At 44.3% G+C, this 21,147-nt stretch carries 15 protein-coding genes; 6 read left to right on the top strand and 9 right to left on the bottom strand.

The genetic code is table 11. The annotated features are described in order from the left end of the window. Positions 1-5 precede the first annotated feature (5 nt). Complete coding sequence (locus tag GO495_RS01165) at positions 6-1,367, bottom strand: sensor histidine kinase (RefSeq protein ID WP_157297879.1); 1,362 nt, start codon at positions 1,365-1,367, stop codon at positions 6-8. Positions 1,368-1,833: 466 nt separating this feature from the next. Between GO495_RS01165 and GO495_RS01160 the strand changes: the two genes are divergently transcribed. After that, entirely contained in the window at positions 1,834-2,388 is a 555-nt protein-coding gene (locus GO495_RS01160; protein WP_157297878.1) for a YqgE/AlgH family protein, read from the top strand. Between the two features lie 638 nt (positions 2,389-3,026). Here the strand turns inward: GO495_RS01160 and atpC are convergent. Together atpC and atpD are read right to left on the bottom strand one after the other, a co-directional pair. Continuing rightward, positions 3,027-3,278 (bottom strand): ATP synthase F1 subunit epsilon, encoded by a 252-nt coding sequence (gene atpC / locus GO495_RS01155; RefSeq protein WP_089779730.1) that lies wholly within the window; start codon positions 3,276-3,278, stop codon positions 3,027-3,029. A 4-nt stretch (positions 3,279-3,282) separates the two neighbouring features. Further along, entirely contained in the window at positions 3,283-4,785 is a 1,503-nt protein-coding gene (gene atpD, locus GO495_RS01150) for a F0F1 ATP synthase subunit beta (protein WP_157297877.1), read from the bottom strand. A gap of 498 nt (positions 4,786-5,283) precedes the next feature. Here atpD and GO495_RS01145 point away from each other — a divergent pair, with 498 nt between their 5' ends. Next, complete coding sequence (locus GO495_RS01145) at positions 5,284-6,744, top strand: DUF6600 domain-containing protein (RefSeq protein WP_157297876.1); 1,461 nt, start codon at positions 5,284-5,286, stop codon at positions 6,742-6,744. A gap of 313 nt (positions 6,745-7,057) precedes the next feature. Here GO495_RS01145 and GO495_RS01140 read toward each other — a convergent pair whose 3' ends face one another. From GO495_RS01140 to GO495_RS01120, 5 genes are all read right to left on the bottom strand, one after another. Continuing rightward, positions 7,058-7,570: a GNAT family N-acetyltransferase gene (locus GO495_RS01140; protein WP_157297875.1), complete on the bottom strand. Its 513-nt coding sequence runs from the start codon at positions 7,568-7,570 to the stop codon at positions 7,058-7,060. A 73-nt stretch (positions 7,571-7,643) separates the two neighbouring features. Beyond that, entirely contained in the window at positions 7,644-8,258 is a 615-nt protein-coding gene (locus tag GO495_RS01135; RefSeq protein WP_157297874.1) for a hypothetical protein, read from the bottom strand. A gap of 31 nt (positions 8,259-8,289) precedes the next feature. Then, a complete protein-coding gene (locus GO495_RS01130) occupies positions 8,290-9,759 on the bottom strand; it encodes a TolC family protein (protein ID WP_157297873.1) in 1,470 nt (489 codons plus the stop codon). Beyond that, complete coding sequence (locus GO495_RS01125) at positions 9,752-11,095, bottom strand: ABC transporter permease (protein ID WP_157297872.1); 1,344 nt, start codon at positions 11,093-11,095, stop codon at positions 9,752-9,754. Before GO495_RS01125 ends, GO495_RS01130 begins: the two co-directional genes overlap by 8 nt. 9 nt (positions 11,096-11,104) lie before the next feature. Further along, entirely contained in the window at positions 11,105-12,355 is a 1,251-nt protein-coding gene (locus GO495_RS01120; RefSeq protein WP_157297871.1) for an efflux RND transporter periplasmic adaptor subunit, read from the bottom strand. Between the two features lie 122 nt (positions 12,356-12,477). Between GO495_RS01120 and GO495_RS01115 the strand changes: the two genes are divergently transcribed. Then, positions 12,478-13,641 (top strand): hypothetical protein, encoded by a 1,164-nt coding sequence (locus GO495_RS01115; protein WP_157297870.1) that lies wholly within the window; start codon positions 12,478-12,480, stop codon positions 13,639-13,641. Between the two features lie 32 nt (positions 13,642-13,673). On the opposite strand, the gene GO495_RS01110 is transcribed toward GO495_RS01115, so the two are convergent. Continuing rightward, positions 13,674-14,972, bottom strand: a complete 1,299-nt coding sequence (locus tag GO495_RS01110; RefSeq protein WP_170302611.1) for a hybrid sensor histidine kinase/response regulator — start codon at positions 14,970-14,972, stop codon at positions 13,674-13,676. Positions 14,973-15,267: 295 nt separating this feature from the next. Between GO495_RS01110 and GO495_RS01105 the strand changes: the two genes are divergently transcribed. The 3 genes from GO495_RS01105 (at position 15,268) to GO495_RS01095 (ending at position 21,050) form a co-directional block, all read left to right on the top strand. Continuing rightward, a complete protein-coding gene (locus tag GO495_RS01105) occupies positions 15,268-17,382 on the top strand; it encodes a M48 family metallopeptidase (RefSeq protein ID WP_157297868.1) in 2,115 nt (704 codons plus the stop codon). A 74-nt stretch (positions 17,383-17,456) separates the two neighbouring features. Then, positions 17,457-19,319 (top strand): DNA polymerase III subunit gamma/tau, encoded by a 1,863-nt coding sequence (locus GO495_RS01100; protein ID WP_157297867.1) that lies wholly within the window; start codon positions 17,457-17,459, stop codon positions 19,317-19,319. A gap of 87 nt (positions 19,320-19,406) precedes the next feature. Next, positions 19,407-21,050 carry a pyruvate dehydrogenase complex dihydrolipoamide acetyltransferase gene (locus tag GO495_RS01095; protein ID WP_157297866.1) on the top strand — a complete coding sequence of 548 codons (1,644 nt, stop codon included), beginning with the start codon at positions 19,407-19,409 and terminating at the stop codon, positions 21,048-21,050. Positions 21,051-21,147 lie beyond the last annotated feature (97 nt).

Raw genomic sequence — 21,147 nt, 5'->3', positions numbered from 1 at the left:
TTTTTTTATTCCTGTGGAAACTCCATTGTAAATTTACTACCCTTCCCCGGTGTGCTCTCTACTTTTATCTTACCCTTGTGTGCATCAACGATCGCTTTTACATAACTCAGTCCTAAACCAAATCCTTTCACGTTATGTACATTGCCCGTATGTGCGCGGTAAAACTTTTCAAAGATACGGGAAATCGTATCGCGGCTCATCCCGATGCCGTTATCGGTAATTGTAATGACCAGGCTCTTTTTTGTATTGTAGGTAGAGATCACTACTTCAAGGTTGTCTTTAGAATATTTGATCGCATTATCCAGCAGGTTAAAGATCACATTGGAGAAATGCACATCATCTGCCTGGATGATAGGATTGATAGCATCCAACCGCACTTCGGCACGACCATTCTTCGCTGTTAACTGTAACTGAATATTATCTATCGTATGCTGGATCACTTCATGCGCATCTGTTACCTGGAGATTTAATGAGATCTCATTCTTCTCCAGCAGCGCAGATTGCAGGATGCTTTCCACCTGCTTGTTCATACGTTTATTTTCTTCTTTGATGATACCGGAGAAGTACTGGATTTTCTCTTTGTTGTTCATCACCTTTTCATTACCGATCGCATCAATAGCCAATGAAATAGTAGCCAGTGGTGTTTTCAGTTCATGCGTCATGTTATTGATAAAGTCAGATTTGATCTCGGAGATCTTCTTCTGATTTAACATGGTGCGGATAGTAAGGATAAACGCTGTGATGATAACAACAGTAAACAACAACCCGATACCCATCATTTTACCCAGAGATAACAACAGCAAGAGGTTGTTTTTAGGCTGAATGATATACAGGGTTTCCGTCTCTCCGGTCAGGTTTTCGAAAGTAGATAACAGGGGAATATAATGGATGTTATAACCGGCACTGTCGTAATTGGCTTTGGTAACCATTTTACGCAGGCCTTCCGATTGCATTTTCACCCCGTTATTATCAAAATCTCCTTTGCCTATGATGGCAAATTCGAAGGTGGTGTCCAGGTGTTCCTTACGTAAGCTGTTGTATATCAGCTTCTGTACTTCATCTGTAGTAAAACGGTCACTGATGTTCACGTTAAAGAACCCGTTAGCCAGTTCATATTTATCAATGGCCAGTCCTTTTTCCGTAGGGCGAATCGTAGTGCCATTCACTTTAAACCGCATAGGGGGACCCTGACGGGCTATCATCTGTTCCCTAACGTTATTAAAGCTGCTATTGGTTTTTTCTTCGATCTGTTCCCGGCGGACGAGTAAGGCATTATACATCCAGTTTGCCTGGATATAAATGACCCCAAGCAGGGATAGTGTAATTAACACCACAATTACGGGAAATACTTTCTTCAGTGGTACCATGCTACATCAAGTGTAAAACGCACAAGATACTTACAATCATTGAGGCTGCCATCGTAAAAATTGTTAAAAATAAATATTTGCTATAGCAACGTTAATACAAAATTAATACGCTGGAACCTTTTACTGTATTGAGTTTAACAATAAAGCATCACTTTAACGTAATTTTAACTGGGTAATTACACTTGAAATTGATCTTCTTTATGTACATTTGCCTTATCAAACTGGTATCAAATTTGATGTACAGATTGATAATTAACAAGTAAAATTTTAAATTTCTACATACATCGAAATGGATTCGACTCCATAAGCGATTTAGATTTTGGTTGATAAAATGGTAAGGAGGCTTTCTAGCCTCCTTTATTATTTTTGATATACTCCGCCAAATTTTAAGGTTTCTATAGCAACAAATACTATTCTACTTGCGCTCAATTAGTTAAATTTGACTCAGTGATAAAATTGATTGTGTATGGTTTCATTATCGCCTGGTACATTACTGATAGCAGACCCATTTCTGAAAGATCCGAATTTTGCACGCACGGTTGTATTGCTTTGTGAACATCAGGACACAAAAGGTAGCTTTGGCTTTGTTCTCAATAAATTATTCGATCAGCAGCTCAATGACCTGGTACCGGAAATACTGATAAACACAATTCCTGTGTTTTATGGCGGACCTGTGCAAATAGATACCATTCATTTTATTCATCAGCAACCGGAATTGATCAAAGGTGGTTTTGAAATCATTAAAGGTGTTTACTGGGGAGGAGAATTTGATACTGTTGTATCATTAATCAACAACGGTAAACTGGACCTTACAAAGATCAAATTCTTCATTGGTTATAGCGGATGGAGCAGCGGACAGCTTGAAAATGAGATGAATGATAAATCCTGGATCACTTCTACAGGCGATATATCCATCATTTTTGAAGAAGAAGAACAAAACATCTGGAAGCAGGCTTTAAAGAATTTAGGGAGCAACTTTGCCATCATGGCCAATTTCCCGATAGACCCACTCCTGAATTAGTATCGTATATACTCCACCGTACGTCAAACATGGCCTTACTAACAGGCTGTGGAAAAAAAAGAAAAAAAATAATTTACTGCCTACACTTTGAGGTCCAATGACTAACGTCATCGCCTGCGCATTCTTGTCCAAAACAGTCGTGACACAAGAGGATATTTAAAAAAAATCGAATATCTTGCCTATGCAAAAGAATCATTGGATACGGACAGTCTGTTGTTATAACCCTGTATATCAGACATATGAGGAATTAGAGAGAAAACTATTTAACCGAATATATATACCTATGAAGGGCAAATTTGATTTCAGATTTTGCAATCCTTCCTGGACTAAGACTTTTTAACAACTAAAATATAAATGGCTGAAGCCCTTTCTATGGGGGTTAGAGCTGTGCTTTGATTGAAAGGTTTACGACAAAAAATCATTCAGTACATAAGACATTCATTTTCATAGGAACGGGCCCAATTGCGGCTGCAGGATTTTATTATCCTGTGCAGCGTGGGTCTGATTTGTAAGACGCCTTAGCCGGTAATCCTACTGCGCTTTGGCCATTAATAATTAGATTGGAATAGTTAGGACAAAACGAAGGCCGGGTAATCATACCCGGCCTGTTATTTTATGCTAAAAATGTAAGCTGAAAACTATTGCGCAACGGCACCTTCTACAAGCACTGTAGCTTTATTCCTCAACACTTCAACAAACCCGCCTTCTATCGTATAGAACTCATTGCTTGTTTTATCTTTCAGCACTTTCATCTTGCCTTTTCCCAAGGCTGCGATTAATGGTGCATGCTTGTCCAGCACTTCGAAAGAGCCGTCTATACCAGGCAATTGTACGCCGTACACTTCGCCGGAATAAATTTTTCTTTCAGGTGTTAATACCTCTAATAACATACAATTAGTTTTTAGCTGATTCAAGCAGTTTCTTACCTTTTTCTATTGCCGCTTCGATATTACCTACAAGGTTAAACGCAGCTTCAGGATACTCATCTACTTCACCATCCATGATCATGTTAAATCCTTTGATAGTTTCTTCGATAGGTACCAGTACACCTTTCAGACCGGTGAACTGTTCTGCTACGTGGAATGGCTGAGATAAGAAACGTTGTACACGACGTGCACGCGATACCGTTAATTTATCTTCATCACTCAGTTCATCCATACCAAGAATCGCAATGATATCCTGTAATTCCTTGTAACGTTGTAAAATCATTTTCACTCTCTGTGCACAATTGTAATGTGCTTCACCAACGATAGACGGGCTAAGAATACGTGAAGTAGATTCCAGCGGACTCACTGCAGGATAGATACCAAGATCGGAGATCTTACGATCCAGTACGGTAGTAGCATCCAGGTGAGCAAATGTTGTAGCCGGAGCAGGGTCAGTCAAGTCATCCGCAGGTACGTAAACCGCCTGTACGGAAGTGATTGAACCATTTTTAGTTGAAGTGATACGTTCCTGCATCAGACCCATTTCTGTAGCCAGTGTTGGCTGATAACCCACCGCTGAAGGCATACGGCCTAACAGTGCGGATACTTCAGAACCTGCCTGTGTGAAACGGAAGATGTTATCTACGAAGAAAAGGATATCACGACCACTACCTGCAGTACCATCACCATCACGGAAATATTCCGCCATCGTAAGACCGGATAATGCCACACGTGCACGTGCTCCTGGTGGTTCGTTCATTTGTCCGAATACGAAAGTTGCCTGAGATTTTTTCAGTTCTTCCATATTTACAGCGCTGAGGTCCCAACCACCATGTTCCATGGATTCGTTGAATTTCTCACCATATTTTACGATACCTGCTTCGATCATTTCACGCATCAGATCATTCCCTTCACGGGTACGCTCTCCAACACCTGCGAATACAGATAACCCTTCATATCCTTTTGCGATATTATTGATCAGCTCCTGGATAAGTACGGTTTTACCCACACCAGCACCACCGAACAAACCAATCTTACCACCTTTTGCGTACGGCTCGATCAGGTCAATTACCTTGATACCTGTAAACAATACTTCTGTATCTGTTGCCAGATCTTCGAATTTTGGCGGCTTACGGTGGATAGAATAACCATTGGTGGTATCGATATCACCCAGACCGTCGATCGCCTCTCCTACCACGTTGAACAAACGTCCTTTGATATGATCGCCTACCGGCATTTTAATTGGAGTACCCTTGTCTATTACAGACATTCCCCTAACGAAACCGTCTGTAGAGTCCATTGCTACGCAACGAACACTGTCTTCTCCAAGGTGCTGCTGCACTTCCAGTACTACTTTCTGACCATTTTCGCGGGTAATTTCCAGTGCGTTGTAGATTTCGGGCAACTGTCCATCGAAGTGGACGTCCACCACTGCACCGATAATTTGCTTGATCTTACCTGTGTTAGGCATATTTTAAAGAGGTTTATAAATGCTAAAATGAGCGATTTGTTAAATTTGCGCAAAGGTAACTGTTAATAGGGGAAATTCAAAATAAGCGCAAAGAATCGCCTGCGGTATTTGCTCACCTGCAAAGAACCGCCACCAGAGAGATGTATCGCACAAAGGTGGTTGAAAGGACCTTTCAAATATACAAAATAAATAATACCACACCTATACCCCTTCTCTCAAATCAGCTTTCTTTAAAATAAAAGGTTTTGTTAAAAATACACCCATATTTTCGGTTAAATCAGCCACTACGGCAGTTTTAAATGATCAGGCACAATAATTGTCTTACTTAAGTCAAGCTAACATCTGACACCGTTCCATCACAAAGAGATGCGCCAGGCCAGCCTTAAAAGCCTACAGTATTCACAATTAAAATTTATAATCTTCAACAATCTGCGTACAACTGTACAAACTCAGGGACAATTAAACAATATAGCAACTACGACCTTAAAACAAACGACAATGAAAAACATAAAAAATTATATCACTTTCACCATCATAGCAGCGTCTTTCAGTGCATTGCCTGGAATCACTTCCTGCGTGACAGCAAGGGCGCCGCAACAGCAGTACCAGCAGGTATCTAACGACGGCGGGTTCTATTCCGCACTGAGTCCTTATGGTAACTGGATAAATTACGATGGCTACGGCGAAGTATGGCAACCTAATGTAGGCCAGGACTTCCAGCCCTACGCTACGGCGGGTCACTGGGTGTATACCGACTATGGCTGGACATGGATGTCTGACTATGACTGGGGATGGGCTCCGTTCCACTACGGCCGCTGGACATTTGATAACAGCTATGGCTGGTTATGGATACCGGGTACCGAATGGGGCCCTGCATGGGTGAGCTGGAGAAACAATGATGATTACTACGGATGGGCGCCTCTTGGCCCCGGTATGACCATCGGCATCAGCTATAACATACCGGTTACCTACTGGTCATTCGTACCTTGCCGGTACATCACCAATCCGTACATAAACCGTTATTATGTAGACCGTGGCAGCCGTGTGAACATCTATCATAATACAACTATCATTAATAATACGACCATCATCAATAACCGCACTTATTACCGCGGTCCTGCTACCAGGGATGTGGAACGTTTTACCAATGCACCTGTACGTCCTTTACGTGTTACCAATGACAGCCGTCCGGGCAGAGCCAGTGTGGGTAGCAACCAGGTAAGGATCTATCGTCCTCAGGAAACGACCCTTCGTCAGCCTTCACGTGGTAATAACAATAACTTTACCAACGGAGACAACCGTCCTAATAACGGATCTGACAGGCCTAATATGCCAGGCAGGGTGAATCAGCCCAATCCCGGTACGAACAGGCCTACGCCTGGGAATAATAATGAGGGACGACCTAGTAACAATTTACCCGGAAGAATAAACAACCCTGGTAATAACCAGCCTGTTACCAACCCGGTGCCTAATAATAACAATGTACCTGGCCGTAATCAACCGGTGAACAATAATAATAACCCTGGTCGTACTGTTACGCCAGATAATAACAACAACTACGTCCCCGGCCGTACACAACCGGTGAATAACAATCCTGGTCGTCCGGTAACAACTCCGGCGCCCGGCAATAATAACAACAATTTCCCCGGACGTACGCAGCCATCGAACAACAATAACAACTTCCCCGGACGTACACAGCCGGTGAATAACAATAACAACAGGCCACAGCCTATTACACAGCCAAGGGTAATGCCTTCACAGCCTGACAGGCCGGTACAACAGCCGCAGCAAATGCAGCCACAGCGTGTACAGCCGCAACAGCAAGCGCAGCCCCGTCCTGTTCAACAGGCCCAACCTCGTCCTCAGCCAGCGCAACAGCCACAACGTGTACAGGAACAACCTGCACGTTCTCAGCCAGCTCCGGCCAGAGAGCCCCGTGAGGGACGTGACAGGAACTAAGGTTACCATCAACTCTCATATATACATTTCAAAAGGCGCGTCCCTCGGGGGAGCGCCTTTTTTACGTTTACAGGATCCCCTACTGGCAATGATTTTCATTGAAATCCTATATCCCTTTATCACTGAAAGCTCATTCCTTCAGCATTCTTTCGGCATTCCTATATCGTTTTGATATAGGAATGCCAGTAGAATGCTATAGGAATGCTATAGGAGTGATAAAGGAATGATGATAGAATACCGATAGAATGTGCCAGCAGAAAGGGTTTCAGCTGTTGTCCAGAACCCGCTAAACTGCTTAAAGATTCACAACTCCTTAAATACCATAGACTTCCCTGTAAATCTCACTACTGATCCCTGAGAAAGCATCTTCTCCGGCGGGCATGCCTGTTTGCATTAATAACATCTCTAAAGGTTCTCCCCCGGCGAGGTAAGAAGGTTGCCGGTATGAATAAGGGTAAGATTGAAAGCCCAGGCCTTCGTAAAACCTGATACGCCTTCCGGCGTCTGTAGAATGAGGAGGTTCTACTTCTAATACTATCCGGGGGTATTGAGACTGCAATAAAGTGATCACCTTACTGCCTATCCCGCCACCCCGCTGACTGGCATCAATGGCAAAATGCTCTATGAATATAAAATCTGTTAATAGCCAGCAAAAGACAAAACCGGCAAAGACATCATCATTCTTTACTATCTGCAACTGTAAAGTACCAGCTTCCAGCAGTTCCTGCTGGGCAGATAAATTACGCCTTTCCTCTACAGGGAAAGATAACTCATAGAGTAATACTACTTCAGCAGGAATAACTTGTAAAGTACAGATAGCGATCATGCATGCACAAAGGTAAAATAACTGTTCCAGTGTACATATGATCAGAATTATTGAGAGGACTGATAATAAATCCCTAATTCGGTACACACATATAAGGATCATCATTTCCTGCAGGTGCCGGCTTATTTACCGCCCAGCAAAAATTCATTGGCTGACTGGTAATACTAACCAGCGTAATCTCCACTTTCTGCCCCTTCCTGCTATCCGCAGCACTCACCGACTGTGCACCCTTAGCCGGTACATTATTGACCGTATACTGCTCCGTTTTGAACACATCTCCATTCCCCTTCAGGTACTGCACGGAAACCACCACATTATCCAGCGGATACTCCGTCTGATTACGTACAATTACCTTTAAATCCTTAATCCCTCCCAAAAAACGGGTATGATAGTCACCCGTGCTCACCGTAATGAATTGCTTCCAGTTCTTACGGAAATACGTACGCCTCTCCACAAAGGTCCCCTTCTGTGCTACGTCGGTACGCTCCTGCACCTCATGGCGGTTCTCTATCTGCTGGGTAGTCTGGCTGTTGATATCCAGAGATTCCTGCAGATGACGGTTCTCATTCTGCAAGCGCTCATTCTGAGCCAATACCTGCTTAATACGTTTCTGGTCCCTGGAATAACTCATCACCAGAAAAATAACCAGGAAAATGATCACAATAGAATACCCTATATGTCGCTTCATATCAGCGAGATAGAAAAAATAATGCCAGAAGCTATTTTGTACGCTCTACAAAGTCATACTTAATCTTGTCCTTTTTCTCAAAATCATACAAAGTGAGCAAACGCACCGTATAATAAGCATTCCAGAAAGCACGCAGCGCATCAATATAATTCTGACTTGCCTGATCTTTTTCCTGCTGTGCAAGGTTCAAATCGGTAATAGAGATCTTCCCTATAAAATACCGCTGTTTGGTAATCTCATACCGTTGCGCCGCGATCGTATCTGCTTTGGCCGCACTGGCAAACAACTTCTGCTGGATATTGAACTGTTGTGTCTGCAAATAGATCTCCTGCTCAAAACTACGTTCCTGCTGCTGCACATCTATCTCCACCAGTTCCTGATTGGCCTTCGCCTGCCGGATCTTATTACGCGCCTTGCCCCAGTCTACAATAGGAATAGCTACCCCTACAGATAATAACTGGTTCTGCTGCAAACTATTGCCGGTATACGCCTGTTTAAAAGTATTCCCCTGCCTGGCCTGACCAAAATTGGCGGAAAGATTCAGCTCATACCCGTTATTCCCCTTTGCCTCTGCTACCTGTTGCTCTGCCTGCAAGCGCTGCCTGCGAAAAGACAATACCGCCTGACGGTTATCCAGGGCTTCCTGCTGCGCAGAATCCACTGCGATCTGTAAAGTAGGTACATTGGAAGGCGGAGCCACATCCACCGCACTGTTCTTAGGCATATTCAGAAACTGTGTAAGCCCGCGGTAAGCGATCTCTTTATTCAGTGTAGCCTGTTCCAGGCTATTACGTGCATTCAATAAATTCAACTCTATCTGTAATAATTCATTTTCCGCAATCTTTCCCAGCTCATATCTACCCCTGGAAATTTTATACAACGTATCCGTATTCGCTACATTCTGCAAAAGGATCTTCTCCCGTTGCTGGGCGGCTAATGCATCAAAGAAATATCCGTTGGCCTGCAAAGCTGCACGCTCCAGATCTTCTATGTATTGTTTTTTGGATTCTTCATACAACAGCGGCTGAATCTTCTTATCCCAGCGATAAGGATTATACAGGATCATCGGCTGAGAATAATTCACAGAAAACGGTACGGATAAATAACTCACATCACTGCTGGGATCAAATACATCATTCCGTTGTAAGTTAGTCGTCAGCGATAACTGACCACCGGTAAACGGTATGATCTGATCTGCTGATAACCCTGCAAAACTATAGGAATAAGAACTGCGGCTAAAAGCATACGTGCCATCCGGCTGCTGTATACTTTGCGTACTACCCAGGAAACTGCTGCTGTTACTGGCCGTCAGCTTCAGTTGCGGACGACGGCCCGCTGCATAATAACGATATGCATACAGGCTGTTAAGCGCATTACTCCGCGCTTTGTAATAAGAAGGTGAATTCTTTTGCGCCTGTTGTACCACATCATTTAATGATAATGTCTGTTGCGCAAACGTAGTAGAACAAACAAGCAAAAGAGGCAATAATATTTTAGTCATGGCGTAAGCATTCAATAGGATTCTTTTGAGCCGCCTTGCGGGCAGGAGAAATACCAAATATCAGTCCCACGGCAGACGCCAGCAGGAAAGATAAAACGATAGAAATACCCGAGATCAGCGTATGAATATCCGCCAGTTTATCTACCAGGTAAGCGCCGGACACGCCCAGCAATACGCCGATGATACCACCGGAAAGACTGATCAGCACCGCTTCAAAAAGGAACTGCATCACGATATCACTTTTCTGTGCGCCCAATGCCATACGGATACCTATTTCACGAGTACGCTCCAGTACAGAAGCCAGCATGATGTTCATGATCCCAATACCCCCTACCAGTAATGAAATACCGGCAATCGCACTTAACACAATATTGAATACATCTTTTGTTTTCTGTTGTTGTTTCAGCAGTTGTTCCGGAATAGTGATCTCAAAATCCAGCACATCATTATGCCGGCGACGCAGCATACGGCTTACTATAGATGCGGATGCAGACAAGGCATCTGTTTCTGATACCTGTATCACTAACTGGTCCAGCTGATGAAAAATGATATTGGAAGAAGGGCCTTGTTCCTGGAAACCTTCACCGGCGCCCAGGTAAAGAGAAGGGTTCTTAAACCTCACAAGAGAGGTTTGTATAGGAATATAAATATCCAGGTTATAGTCACGGATACCAAGGTTTTCTTTAGTAGCACTACTGATCATTTTCTCCTCAGTAACGCCTATAATTTTCAACCACTGATCACCGCATTTAATCGTTTTACCTAAAGGATCTTCGGAAATGAAAAACTTACGTTTTACATCACTGCCAATGATGCATACTGCTTCACCGGATTGTTGCTGCCGTTCATTAAATATAGTACCTGCGCCCAGTCTGATATTATTGATACCAAAGAAAGCCGGCTGGATACCGATCACTTTCAGCTTACTGCTTTTACTGCCGTAAATGATGTTTTGTTCAGAGATCATCTCCGGACTGATAGCAGATACGGTAGGTAACATTCTACGGATGCTTTCTGCATCGGCCAGACTTAATCCTTTGGAGAAACGGTTCTTACCTGCTTCTTCTTTTTTGGAAGATGATTGAGAGGACGATGATTGCTGTTGTTGCTGGTCATCTTTTTTCTCCTGTGATTTAGGTTTGATCACAATATTATTTACCCCCACCAGTTTCATCTGGTTCATGATTTCTTCCTTCGCACCTTTACCGATAGCCAGCATGGCTATCACGGCAGATACACCGAAAATAATCCCGAGGGCGGTCAGAAAAGAACGCAGTCTGTTGGCCCCGAGGGAATCCAGGGCGATGTACAGATTGTTGAAATTACGGTCTAACATGTTCGGGGATTATTTTAACATCGTTATTTTCCTGTCCTTTGCCTTTTCAGGTAAAGACAGATACACTACATCTCCTTCTGCCAGTCCTTTTTCAACAATCACTTCCTCATCATTTGATTTACCCAGTTTCACTTCCTGTTTGTCGATATTGTTCCCTTTTTTCAGGTACACGAAACTCGTCTTGCCTTCGGCAAAAACAGCTTCCAGCGGGATGATGAGCTTATTGGGAATTTCATTGATTAAGATGTTGTTGGAAGTAGTCATACCTGGTTTGAGGATAGAATCAACTTTATTCAGTTTGATATTCACCTCAAATACTTTAGCGGTAGCACCGGGACGGGTCTCACCTATGTTCGCCACTGTTTTCACGACGCCTTCCATTTTTACTTCCGGAAAAGCATCCAGTCCCATCGTCACTTTCTGGTCTTTATGTATTTTGCTGATATCAACTTCGTTGATAAATACTTTTGATAACATGGAGGAGAGGTCTGGCAACATGGCCACACGCGGGTCCCAGGAGCGGACCACAGAGCCTGATTTTTTCTTACCGCCACTGGCCCAGTCGTTAATATATACCAGCAGTCCGTTCGTAGGCGCTTTGATCACAAAGCGGTTTCTCAGGTCTTCCAGTTTACCAATGTCGGTATGCAGGACCTGTACATCCCGGTTAGCCGCAAATATTTTGCTGGCAGCCTGCTGTTGTTTGATCTTGTAGTTCTCCTTCATCTGTACCAGGTCGCGTTGCGATTTCTCCAGGTCGATTTCTGCCTGGCGGATAGTAGCAGGAGGTTCGTATTTACTCAGGTCCAGCGCCAGCTTTTTCTGTTCCATCTGAAATTGCAGGTTGGCCATCTGATCGCGGGCATCTCTGAGTGTAAGTGCGGTATCCAGGGAGGTTTGTATGATCAGGGAGTTGGCTTTTTCCAGCGCCAGCTGCATATCCCCTATCTTCTTGTTCACAATGGCAGGATCCAGGGTAGCAATGTACTCCCCCTGTTTTACATGAGAGCCTTCCGGCGCCATGTCCTGGATCTTGATCTCCTCATAAATCTGGTTGGATTGCAGATCAGCAGGCGCAGAGATATACACGGTATTTTCTGCCTGCAATTCACCGGAGTTATTCACTACATCACGGAAACTGCCTTTACGCACTTTAGCGGAGATACTGCTATCTGCTGTTTTATTGGCCAGGAAAAAATAAAGTATTACAACAATAGGAATTACAAGGGCTAACCAAAGCCACCTTCTGTTTTTGAACATAACGGTATAATGGATTTATGATATCAGGTTGAGTACAGTAACGGCATAAAAGTATACGTCTATTTGAAAAATAAATGTTAAAACATAAGACAAACATTATTTTTACATTTATAAATGAGCCTATGGAACTGGTAATCGTTAATAATGAGCAAACAGCAAAGCAATTCCTGGAAGTGCACGTTGCTATCAACAAGCAATTTCCCGGATGGATACGTCCTCTGGATAAGGATATAAAAATGGTTTTTGATCCTGAGAAAAATAAAGCATTCCGTAACGGAGAGATCATCCGCTGGTTGCTGAAAAATGAAAAGGGAGAACTGATAGGGCGTATAGCTGCCTTTGTAAATAAAAAATATAAAACCAAAGGGGATGAACAGCCAACAGGTGGTGTCGGCTTCTTTGATTGTATCAATGACCAGGCCGCGGCCAACTTCCTGCTGGATGCGGCTAAAGCATGGCTGGAAGAGAGAGGCATGGGCGCTATGGATGGTCCTATCAACTTCGGGGAACGTGACCGCTGGTGGGGATTACTGGTAGAGGGTTTTTACGAACCGCTCTATTGCATGAACTACAATCCTCCTTATTATCAGCAATTATTTGAAACATACGGTTTCCAGGTATTCTTTCACCAGATCTGTTATGCTACCCGTGTAGACCATAACCTGCAGCCTAAATTTATCGAGCGGCATGCAAAGCTGGCCCAGGACCCTGGTTATGTTGCGAAATACATCGATAAGAAACACCTGGCAAAATATGCGGAAGACTTCTGCACTGTTTATAACAAAGCCTGGTCTAAACATGGGGGAGGCAAAGACATGACCAAACAGCAGGCTTACCTGATCTTCAAAACCATGGCTCCGGTAATGGATGAAAGGATTGTGTGGTTCCTGTATTATAATGACGAACCGATAGGCTGCTGGCTGAATCTACCTGAACTTAACCAGTTCTTTAAGCATATGAACGGGAAGTTCGGACTGTTACAGAAATTACAGTTCCTCTGGCTGAAAAAGATAGGCGCTTCCAAGAAATTTGTAGGGATCGTATTTGGCGTGATACCGGAGTTCCAGGGGAAAGGAGCCGATACTTATATGATCGTGGAAGGAGCAAAGATCATTCAGCATAAACTGCCTTATACAGAGTACGAGATGCAGTGGATAGGCGATTTTAATCCCAAGATGATGAATATTGCGGAAAGCCTGGGAACAAAGCGCAGCCGTAAACTAACTACTTACAGGTATCTTTTTGACAGAACGAAAGAGTTTAAGAGACATCCGATATTAGGTTAAAAATAAAATCCGGCTTCTGTAAAAGCCGGATTTTATTTCTTTACAGGTTCTATCACCTGTTCATTATTATAAGGCAGATGCCGGATGATCACATTATAAATATCTCTTTCCCTGAAAGGTTTTAGCAGGTAATCATCAAAGCCTACTTCCAGGAAGGCATCATTATCCGGCAGGGTGGTATCTGCTGTTAAAGCCAGTACGGGAACATTCGCTTTCAGGGAATCTTTATCAGCCCTGATCCTTTTCACTACTTCAATACCGCTCATACGGGGCATCTGCAAATCCAGCAGCACCATATCATATTTGTTTGCACAAAACAGGTCATAGGCTACTTTACCGTCAATGGCCTTATCAAAGCGGCATTTCCAGCGGGAGAGTATCTTTTCTATCAGTATCAGGTTCATTTCCTGGTCGTCTGCCACCAGTACATACCGGCCTTCCATAAAGTTGCCGGTCATCTCTTCTACCTCTCGCTGCGTGATCAGTATCGTTTGCCTTGCGGGGACCACCCTGTAATGAATGTTACAGGATACGGTACTACCGGAGCCTTCAATGCTGCTGATATTGATATTTCCGTTATGCAGGTCCAGCAGGCCTTTGGTAATGGCCAGCCCCAGTCCGGCCCCATTGACGGCAGCGACATAAGGTACCCGTCTACGGGAAAAATGTTCGAATATAAAAGGAAGTGTTGTTGCAGGAATGCCTCTACCGGTATCGTTCACCACGATGCTGACAACCGCCTTTTCATCCGGCGTCTTATCTACCTGCATTTTCAGGGTAACGATGCCACTATCTGTATAGCGGATAGCATTATCTCCCAGGTTGATCAGGATCTGTTTCAGCCGGGCGTTATCGCCTGTTATCTGTATCTGCCGGTTGCCTTCATAGATGGCGTTCAGCTGTAGTTGCTTACGGGAGGCCTGTACCCGCAGTATAGTTGTAATTTCAGTAAAAGTCTGATAGAGAGAAAAGGGCTGTTGTTCCAGCTGAAGTTCGTTCTTCTCCAACTTACTGAGGTCCTGCACGTTATTCACCATTTTCAGCAGCATACTCCCTGCATTTTCAACGGTTTTGAGTAGTTCCCGCTGATCTTTTTCCAGAGAGCTGTGCGACAATTGTTCCGTGAATCCAACGATCGCATTCAGTGGTGTACGTATTTCCTGGTTGATATTGGTAAGAATGTCTACCCGGGATTGTAGTTGCTGAGCGATGATCTCATCTTTCTGCTGCAATATTTTCTTCATCTTGCCGATACGCAGTAATGCCAGTACCAGGAACGATAACAGACATAGTACGACAATAGCTACAGCCAACTGCACCTGGGTTAACATTAATGTGATTATTTTAATAACAATCAACTGAAACATTGCGAGCATTTGAAGTTAAAAAAACATTAGTGCTTCTTATTAAGAATAACAAACGCGCCTAAAGCTGGTGGATGATTGATAAAGTTTGTTGATTATCAAAATGATAACTACAACTAAATTATATAAAACTGATGAGAAAGAAAACTTTTTACCCTTTTGTTATTGTCCGGAGAACCATAACAAAAGGGTACATCCCTGCTAAAATAGAATTATATTTAACCTCTTTTTGTTTCTGTTCGATGCAAACCAGATAATAACTATGTCCAACGTGTTTCCTGCCGGTGCCAACCCAGCAGAGGAGTCCTATATGCAAAAGACCACTTTTTTAAGAATGCAGATGATTAAAATGGTGGTGGGTATATTTTTATTCTTTGTGTCCTACTGTGTATTGCTATCCCTTGCAGTTATACTGGCTGCGGGATGTATTGCAGGAGGCATACTGATGATCGTCCGCGTACCTGATTATACCCGTCATATCGCTATACCGGTAGGTATTGCCATGATGGTACTGGGTATAATGCTGGTGGTATTCCTGGTAAAATTCCTGTTCCGCAGGCAAAAACCGGCCAACCCTTACCGGATGGAAATCTTTGCAGAAGAACATCCCGGATTATTCGCATTCATCCATGAGCTGGCGATTGAAACAAAAACCAGGTTTCCTAAACGGGTATTCCTGATACCGGATGTAAATGCCGGTGTTTTCTATAATTCCAGTTTTTTGAGCATGTTCTGGCCTTCCGGTAAAAACCTGGAAATAGGGATGGGACTGGCAAACAGTTTGAATATCAGCGAGTTTAAAATGGCACTGGCACATGAATTCGGTCATTTTACCCAGCGTAGCACGGCCATAGGCAGTTATATATATTCTCTCAACAAAGTCGTCCATAATATATTATACGAGAACGACAGCTGGAATACCGCCATCATGCGCTGGTCGGGCTTCGGCGTGTTAAATATCTTTTTTGCCAGGGTAACGATGTATCTGGCCAATGGTATCCAGTACCTGCTGCGTAAAATGTATACCCTGCTGAACCGCCAGTACATGAAGCTGCGCAGGGAAATGGAATTTCATGCAGATGCTGTGGCATTGTCTGTATGCGGTACACAAACCGCGATATCCACCATGCGCAGAATGGAAATGAGCATTTTCTGTTTTGAGAACTGTTTGCAGCAACTACCTGAACTGGCTGAAGATCAGCTGAAGTTCTTCAATATCTATGAAGCACATCTGGCCATGATACGTCATTATGCTATCCGGAACAATGTACCATTGGATGAAGATCAGTTGCCGGTGATTACGGACGAGTACTTTAAGACGATCTTAACCAGCCAGGTAAAGTTAGGCGACCAGTGGGCCACTCACCCTACCCGGGAAGAGAGGGAACGCCGGTACCTGGCAGCAGACATTCCCTCTCAGACGGTCCACGGCAGTGCCTGGACGCTGTTCAATAACGCGGAACAACTACAGGAAGCCATGTCTGCCCTTATTTATGAGCTGGAAGTACCGGACTCCGGGCTTTGCGATTTATACACTGCAGACGATTTCATTTCAGACATGGAAACAAAGCAGGTGGTCTTTGCACTCCCCCGGAATTTTCATGAATACTATGATAACAGGCCTTTTCCAACTATCAGTCATCCGGCAAGACTGCCAGATGACGTAATGGAAAATCTCTCATTTTATGTATTGTATAATCCTGAAAACAGCCTGCGTATACGTCGTTACTTTATGAACCGGCAGGATGCAGAAACCCTGCAGACAATAGCAGACGGGAATATCAAAGTGAAATTTTTCGAATTCCGGGGAATACAGTATCCTGTATCACAAGCCCGGGCACAACTACCTGGTTTACAGAAGGCCATTGAGGTAGACGGTGAATGGCTGAGGAAAAACGATCAGTTAGCTTTTGGTTATCACTATACCCTGGCGATCATAAATGGTAATGATCAGGCCCCCCGGCTGCTGGAACAGTATCATTTAGTACATCTATATGAAAACCAGGCAACCTGGCTAAGTAATATTGCGGTAAAGATCATGGAGAGCATTACTTTTATTTTTGGTTCCGGTGGTATCAGTGTTAAAAGGTCGCTTCCCTATTTTGATCAGCTAAGAGCCGCCAGCAGGGAATTGCGGGATTTTCTGGCTCAATATTTTAACGATAATCTTATTGCTGCATACTGGGAGCCTGCATTAGATGAACAGATCAGTCACTTTTTATCTTACGATTATGTTTATCTGCTGGAAAATGAACCGGTAAATGTAGAAATACAGAATATACATGCCATCGTTTCCGGAGTACTGGAACATTTTAACAACAGTGTACTGCTAATGAAAAAGGAGTTACTGGAGATGATGCTGCCAACCTCGCCATAGTAGCCGATCCTTGTTTTGCGCTATCGCCTATGGACAATTTTCTGTACTTTCGGCCTTGCGAATGAAGATGACATATGGAGAATTTTATAGTTTCTGCCCGTAAATACCGCCCACAGAATTTTTCTACCGTAGTAGGACAAGCACATATTACCACCACGCTCAAGAATGCTATCCGTAATAACCAGCTGGCACATGCCTTTTTGTTTTGCGGTCCGAGAGGGGTAGGTAAAACTACCTGTGCGCGTATATTGGCCAAAACCATTAACTGTGAGAACCTTCAGCCTGATGGGGAAGCCTGTAACCAGTGTCATTCCTGTACATCATTCAATGAAGGCAGTTCTTTTAATATTCACGAGCTGGATGCGGCGTCTAACAACTCTGTAGATGATATCCGCACCCTGGTGGAGCAGGTACGTTTTGCTCCGCAGGCAGGCAAGTACAAAATCTATATTATAGATGAGGTACACATGCTCAGTTCCTCCGCTTTTAACGCGTTCCTGAAAACGCTGGAGGAGCCACCTCCTTACGCCATTTTTATCCTGGCAACAACAGAAAAACATAAGATCTTACCAACGATCCTCAGTCGTTGCCAGATCTTTGATTTTAAACGCATTACTATTCAGGATACGGTAGATCACCTGCTGGAGATCTGCCAGAAAGAAAATATTGAAGCCGAAACAGACGCCCTGCACCTGGTAGCCCAGAAAACGGACGGCTGTATGCGCGACTCCCTGAGTACACTGGATAAGATCGTCAGCTTTACAGGCGGGCATCTGACTTATTCCAATACGCTGGAACACCTGAACATCCTGGACTATGATTACTTCTTTAAAGTAATGGAAGCCGTGATGGTACAGGATGTAGCTACTGCCCTGCTGATCTTTGACGAAATTCTGCAAAAAGGATTTGAAGGAGATAATTTCCTGAACGGCTGGGCAGAATTCCTGCGTAACCTGCTGATGTGCAAAGAAGAAAAGGTGATGCACCTGGTAGAAGTATCGGGTAACCTGAAAGACCGCTACCGGCAGATGTCCGGCAAGGTGAGTCCTTCTTACCTGATCACCGCCCTGCACCTGCTGAACGAAACAGAGATCAACTACCGCATGGCGCGGAATAAACGGCTGCATGTGGAGATGGCGCTGATAAAACTGTGTTACCTCCAACAGGCGGTAAACTTAGTGAGTGATGAACAGACCGGTGAGGTAGTAAAAAAAAAATTAGTAGCTGATGGCGCGGCGCCCCAGCGTTTAAGAGCGCCTTTTGCCACTTTGGCTAAAGGAAGTGCCGGGCAGCCAGCTACTACGGCGTCTATTGCAGCCAGTGAAGCAAGGCTGACGATAGAAACACCGGAACCGGTAAAGACGGTGCCGGTAGCCCAGCCCAAAACCGGCGGGCTTACTTCTATGAAGGAAGCGCTGGTGGCGAATGGCACAATACCGGCAGCTACTACCACCGCCACTTCGAAGCCCGCTACCCCACAGCCTAAGATGACCGGCCTCGCCGCCATGAAGGAGGCCCTGGCAGCAAAACAACAGACAGGTCCGGTAAAACAAGCGATCCCTATCACATTGGGCGCTTTACACGTTTACTGGGAAGAGTTCATCGACCGCTTCCGGCAGGCTAACAAAATGACAGTCGTAAGTAATCTTCAGTTAGCAGCTATTACACTGCCCGCTCCTGAAGAAATAGCGATTACCAGCCGTAATATTGTGCAGTTCCGTTTTATGGAAGAAGAAAAGCTGGCCATTTCAGCCTTTTTCAAAGACAAATTCCATAACCTGGGCATTGTGCTGACCTTGCTGCTGGATGAGACACAGCAGGCCGTGGATATAGGCCCTGCCCCACTTTCCAGCAGGGAGCAGTTCCAAAAAATGACGGAAAGCTACCCGCTGATAAAAGAGCTGAAGGACAGACTTAATCTTGAACTTGATTTTTAATAAGGATACCGGAAGTATATCTTCCGCAATCCGACTTTTACAATTCGCTTTTCTTTTGTAGGTTTGAGCAAAATTTGGAAAAAGACTATGGCAGAAGTTATCAGAATGCCCCTTTTGAGTGACACAATGACTGAAGGGGTGATCGCGGAATGGCATAAAAAGGTAGGAGATACCGTAAAAGCAGACGATGTAATTGCTGAGGTGGAAACTGATAAGGCCACCATGGAAGTAATTGGATATGTTGAGGGTACACTTTTATATATCGGTGTGGAGAAAGGTAAGGCTGCTAAAGTAAATGGAATTATAGCTATTGTAGGTAAGCCAGGTGAGGACTATAAGTCTTTGCTGGAAGGCGGTAATAATAATGCACCGGCAGCTGCTGCTGCTGCTCCTGCAAAGGAAGAAGCTAAGCCTGCTGCAGCTGTTGCTGCCCCCGTTGCAGATAACGGCGCAGCAGCGGAAGCGCTGAAAAACGCTACTGTTATCCGTATGCCACTGCTGAGTGATACGATGACAGAAGGTAAGATCATTGCCTGGAACAAGAAAGTGGGTGATACTGTGAAGAGTGACGATGTACTGGCAGAAGTAGAAACCGATAAGGCAACTATGGAAGTGATCGGTTATGCAGAAGGTGAATTACTGTATGTAGGTGTGAAAGAAGGTGAGGCCGCTAAAGTAAATGGTATCATCGCCATCGTAGGTAAAAAAGGAACAAATGTAGATGCTATACTGGCTGCTGAAGGTAAACCTGCAGCACCGGCAGCGAAAGCAGAAGAAAAGCAGGCTACTCCGGTAGCATCCGCGGCTCCGACAGCTACTCCTGAGACATCTACTTCAGATAACGGCCGTATCAAAGCCTCTCCGCTTGCCAAGAAACTGGCAGAAGAGAAAGGGATCGATATCAAACAGGTAACCGGTTCCGGCGACAGCGGCAGGATCATTAAGAAAGACATTGACAATTATGTACCGGCAGCAGCGCCTGCACAGCAGCCTGCGAAGGCCGCCGGAGCGCCGGCAGCGAAAGCGGCAGCATTCGTACCTGCAGGTCAGGAAGGCTTTACCGATATTCCGCTGACACAGATGCGTAAGGTAATTGCCAAACGCCTCAGCGAAAGCAAATTCTCGGCGCCTCACTTCTACCTGAAAATAGATGTGAACATGGATAAAGCCATGGAGGCCCGTAAATCAATCAATGAAATCTCTCCGGTTAAAATCTCCTTCAATGATATGGTGATCAAAGCATCTGCTTTGGCACTGCGTCAACACCCTGCTGTAAACAGCAGCTGGTATGGTGATTTCATCCGTCAGAACCATCATATTCACATCGGTTCCGCTGTGGCTATCGAAGAAGGCCTGATCGTTCCGGTCGTTCGTTTCGCAGATCAGAAAACACTTAGCCAGATTGCTGGTGAAGCAAAAGACCTGTACGACAAAGCGAAGAACAAGAAACTGCAACCACAGGATTTCTCCGGTAATACCTTTACCGTTTCCAACCTGGGAATGTTAGGTATCGACGAATTCACCGCTATTATCAATCCTCCGGATTCTGCAATTCTGGCGGTAGGTAATATCAAGGAAACTGTCATCTCTGAAAAGGGCCAGTTCAAAGCAGTGAACATCATGAAGTTAACCCTCAGCTGTGACCACCGTAGCGTGGATGGAGCAGTAGGCGCACGCTTCCTGGCTACACTGAAAGGCTACCTGGAGAACCCGGTAACGATGCTGGTATAACCTTTAAACTATCTAATTATTATAATAACAGGCATTTCGTTTTGAACGGAATGCCTGTTTTGTTTTTAGGATATTATTGCAAACTGAGTATTTGGGA

It is taken from the genome of Chitinophaga oryziterrae, assembly GCF_009758125.1.
Classification (GTDB): Bacteria; Bacteroidota; Bacteroidia; order Chitinophagales; family Chitinophagaceae; genus Chitinophaga; species Chitinophaga oryziterrae.
The sequence above is the reverse complement of the archived record's forward strand: the minus strand, read 5'-3'. Positions and strand labels throughout refer to the sequence as shown.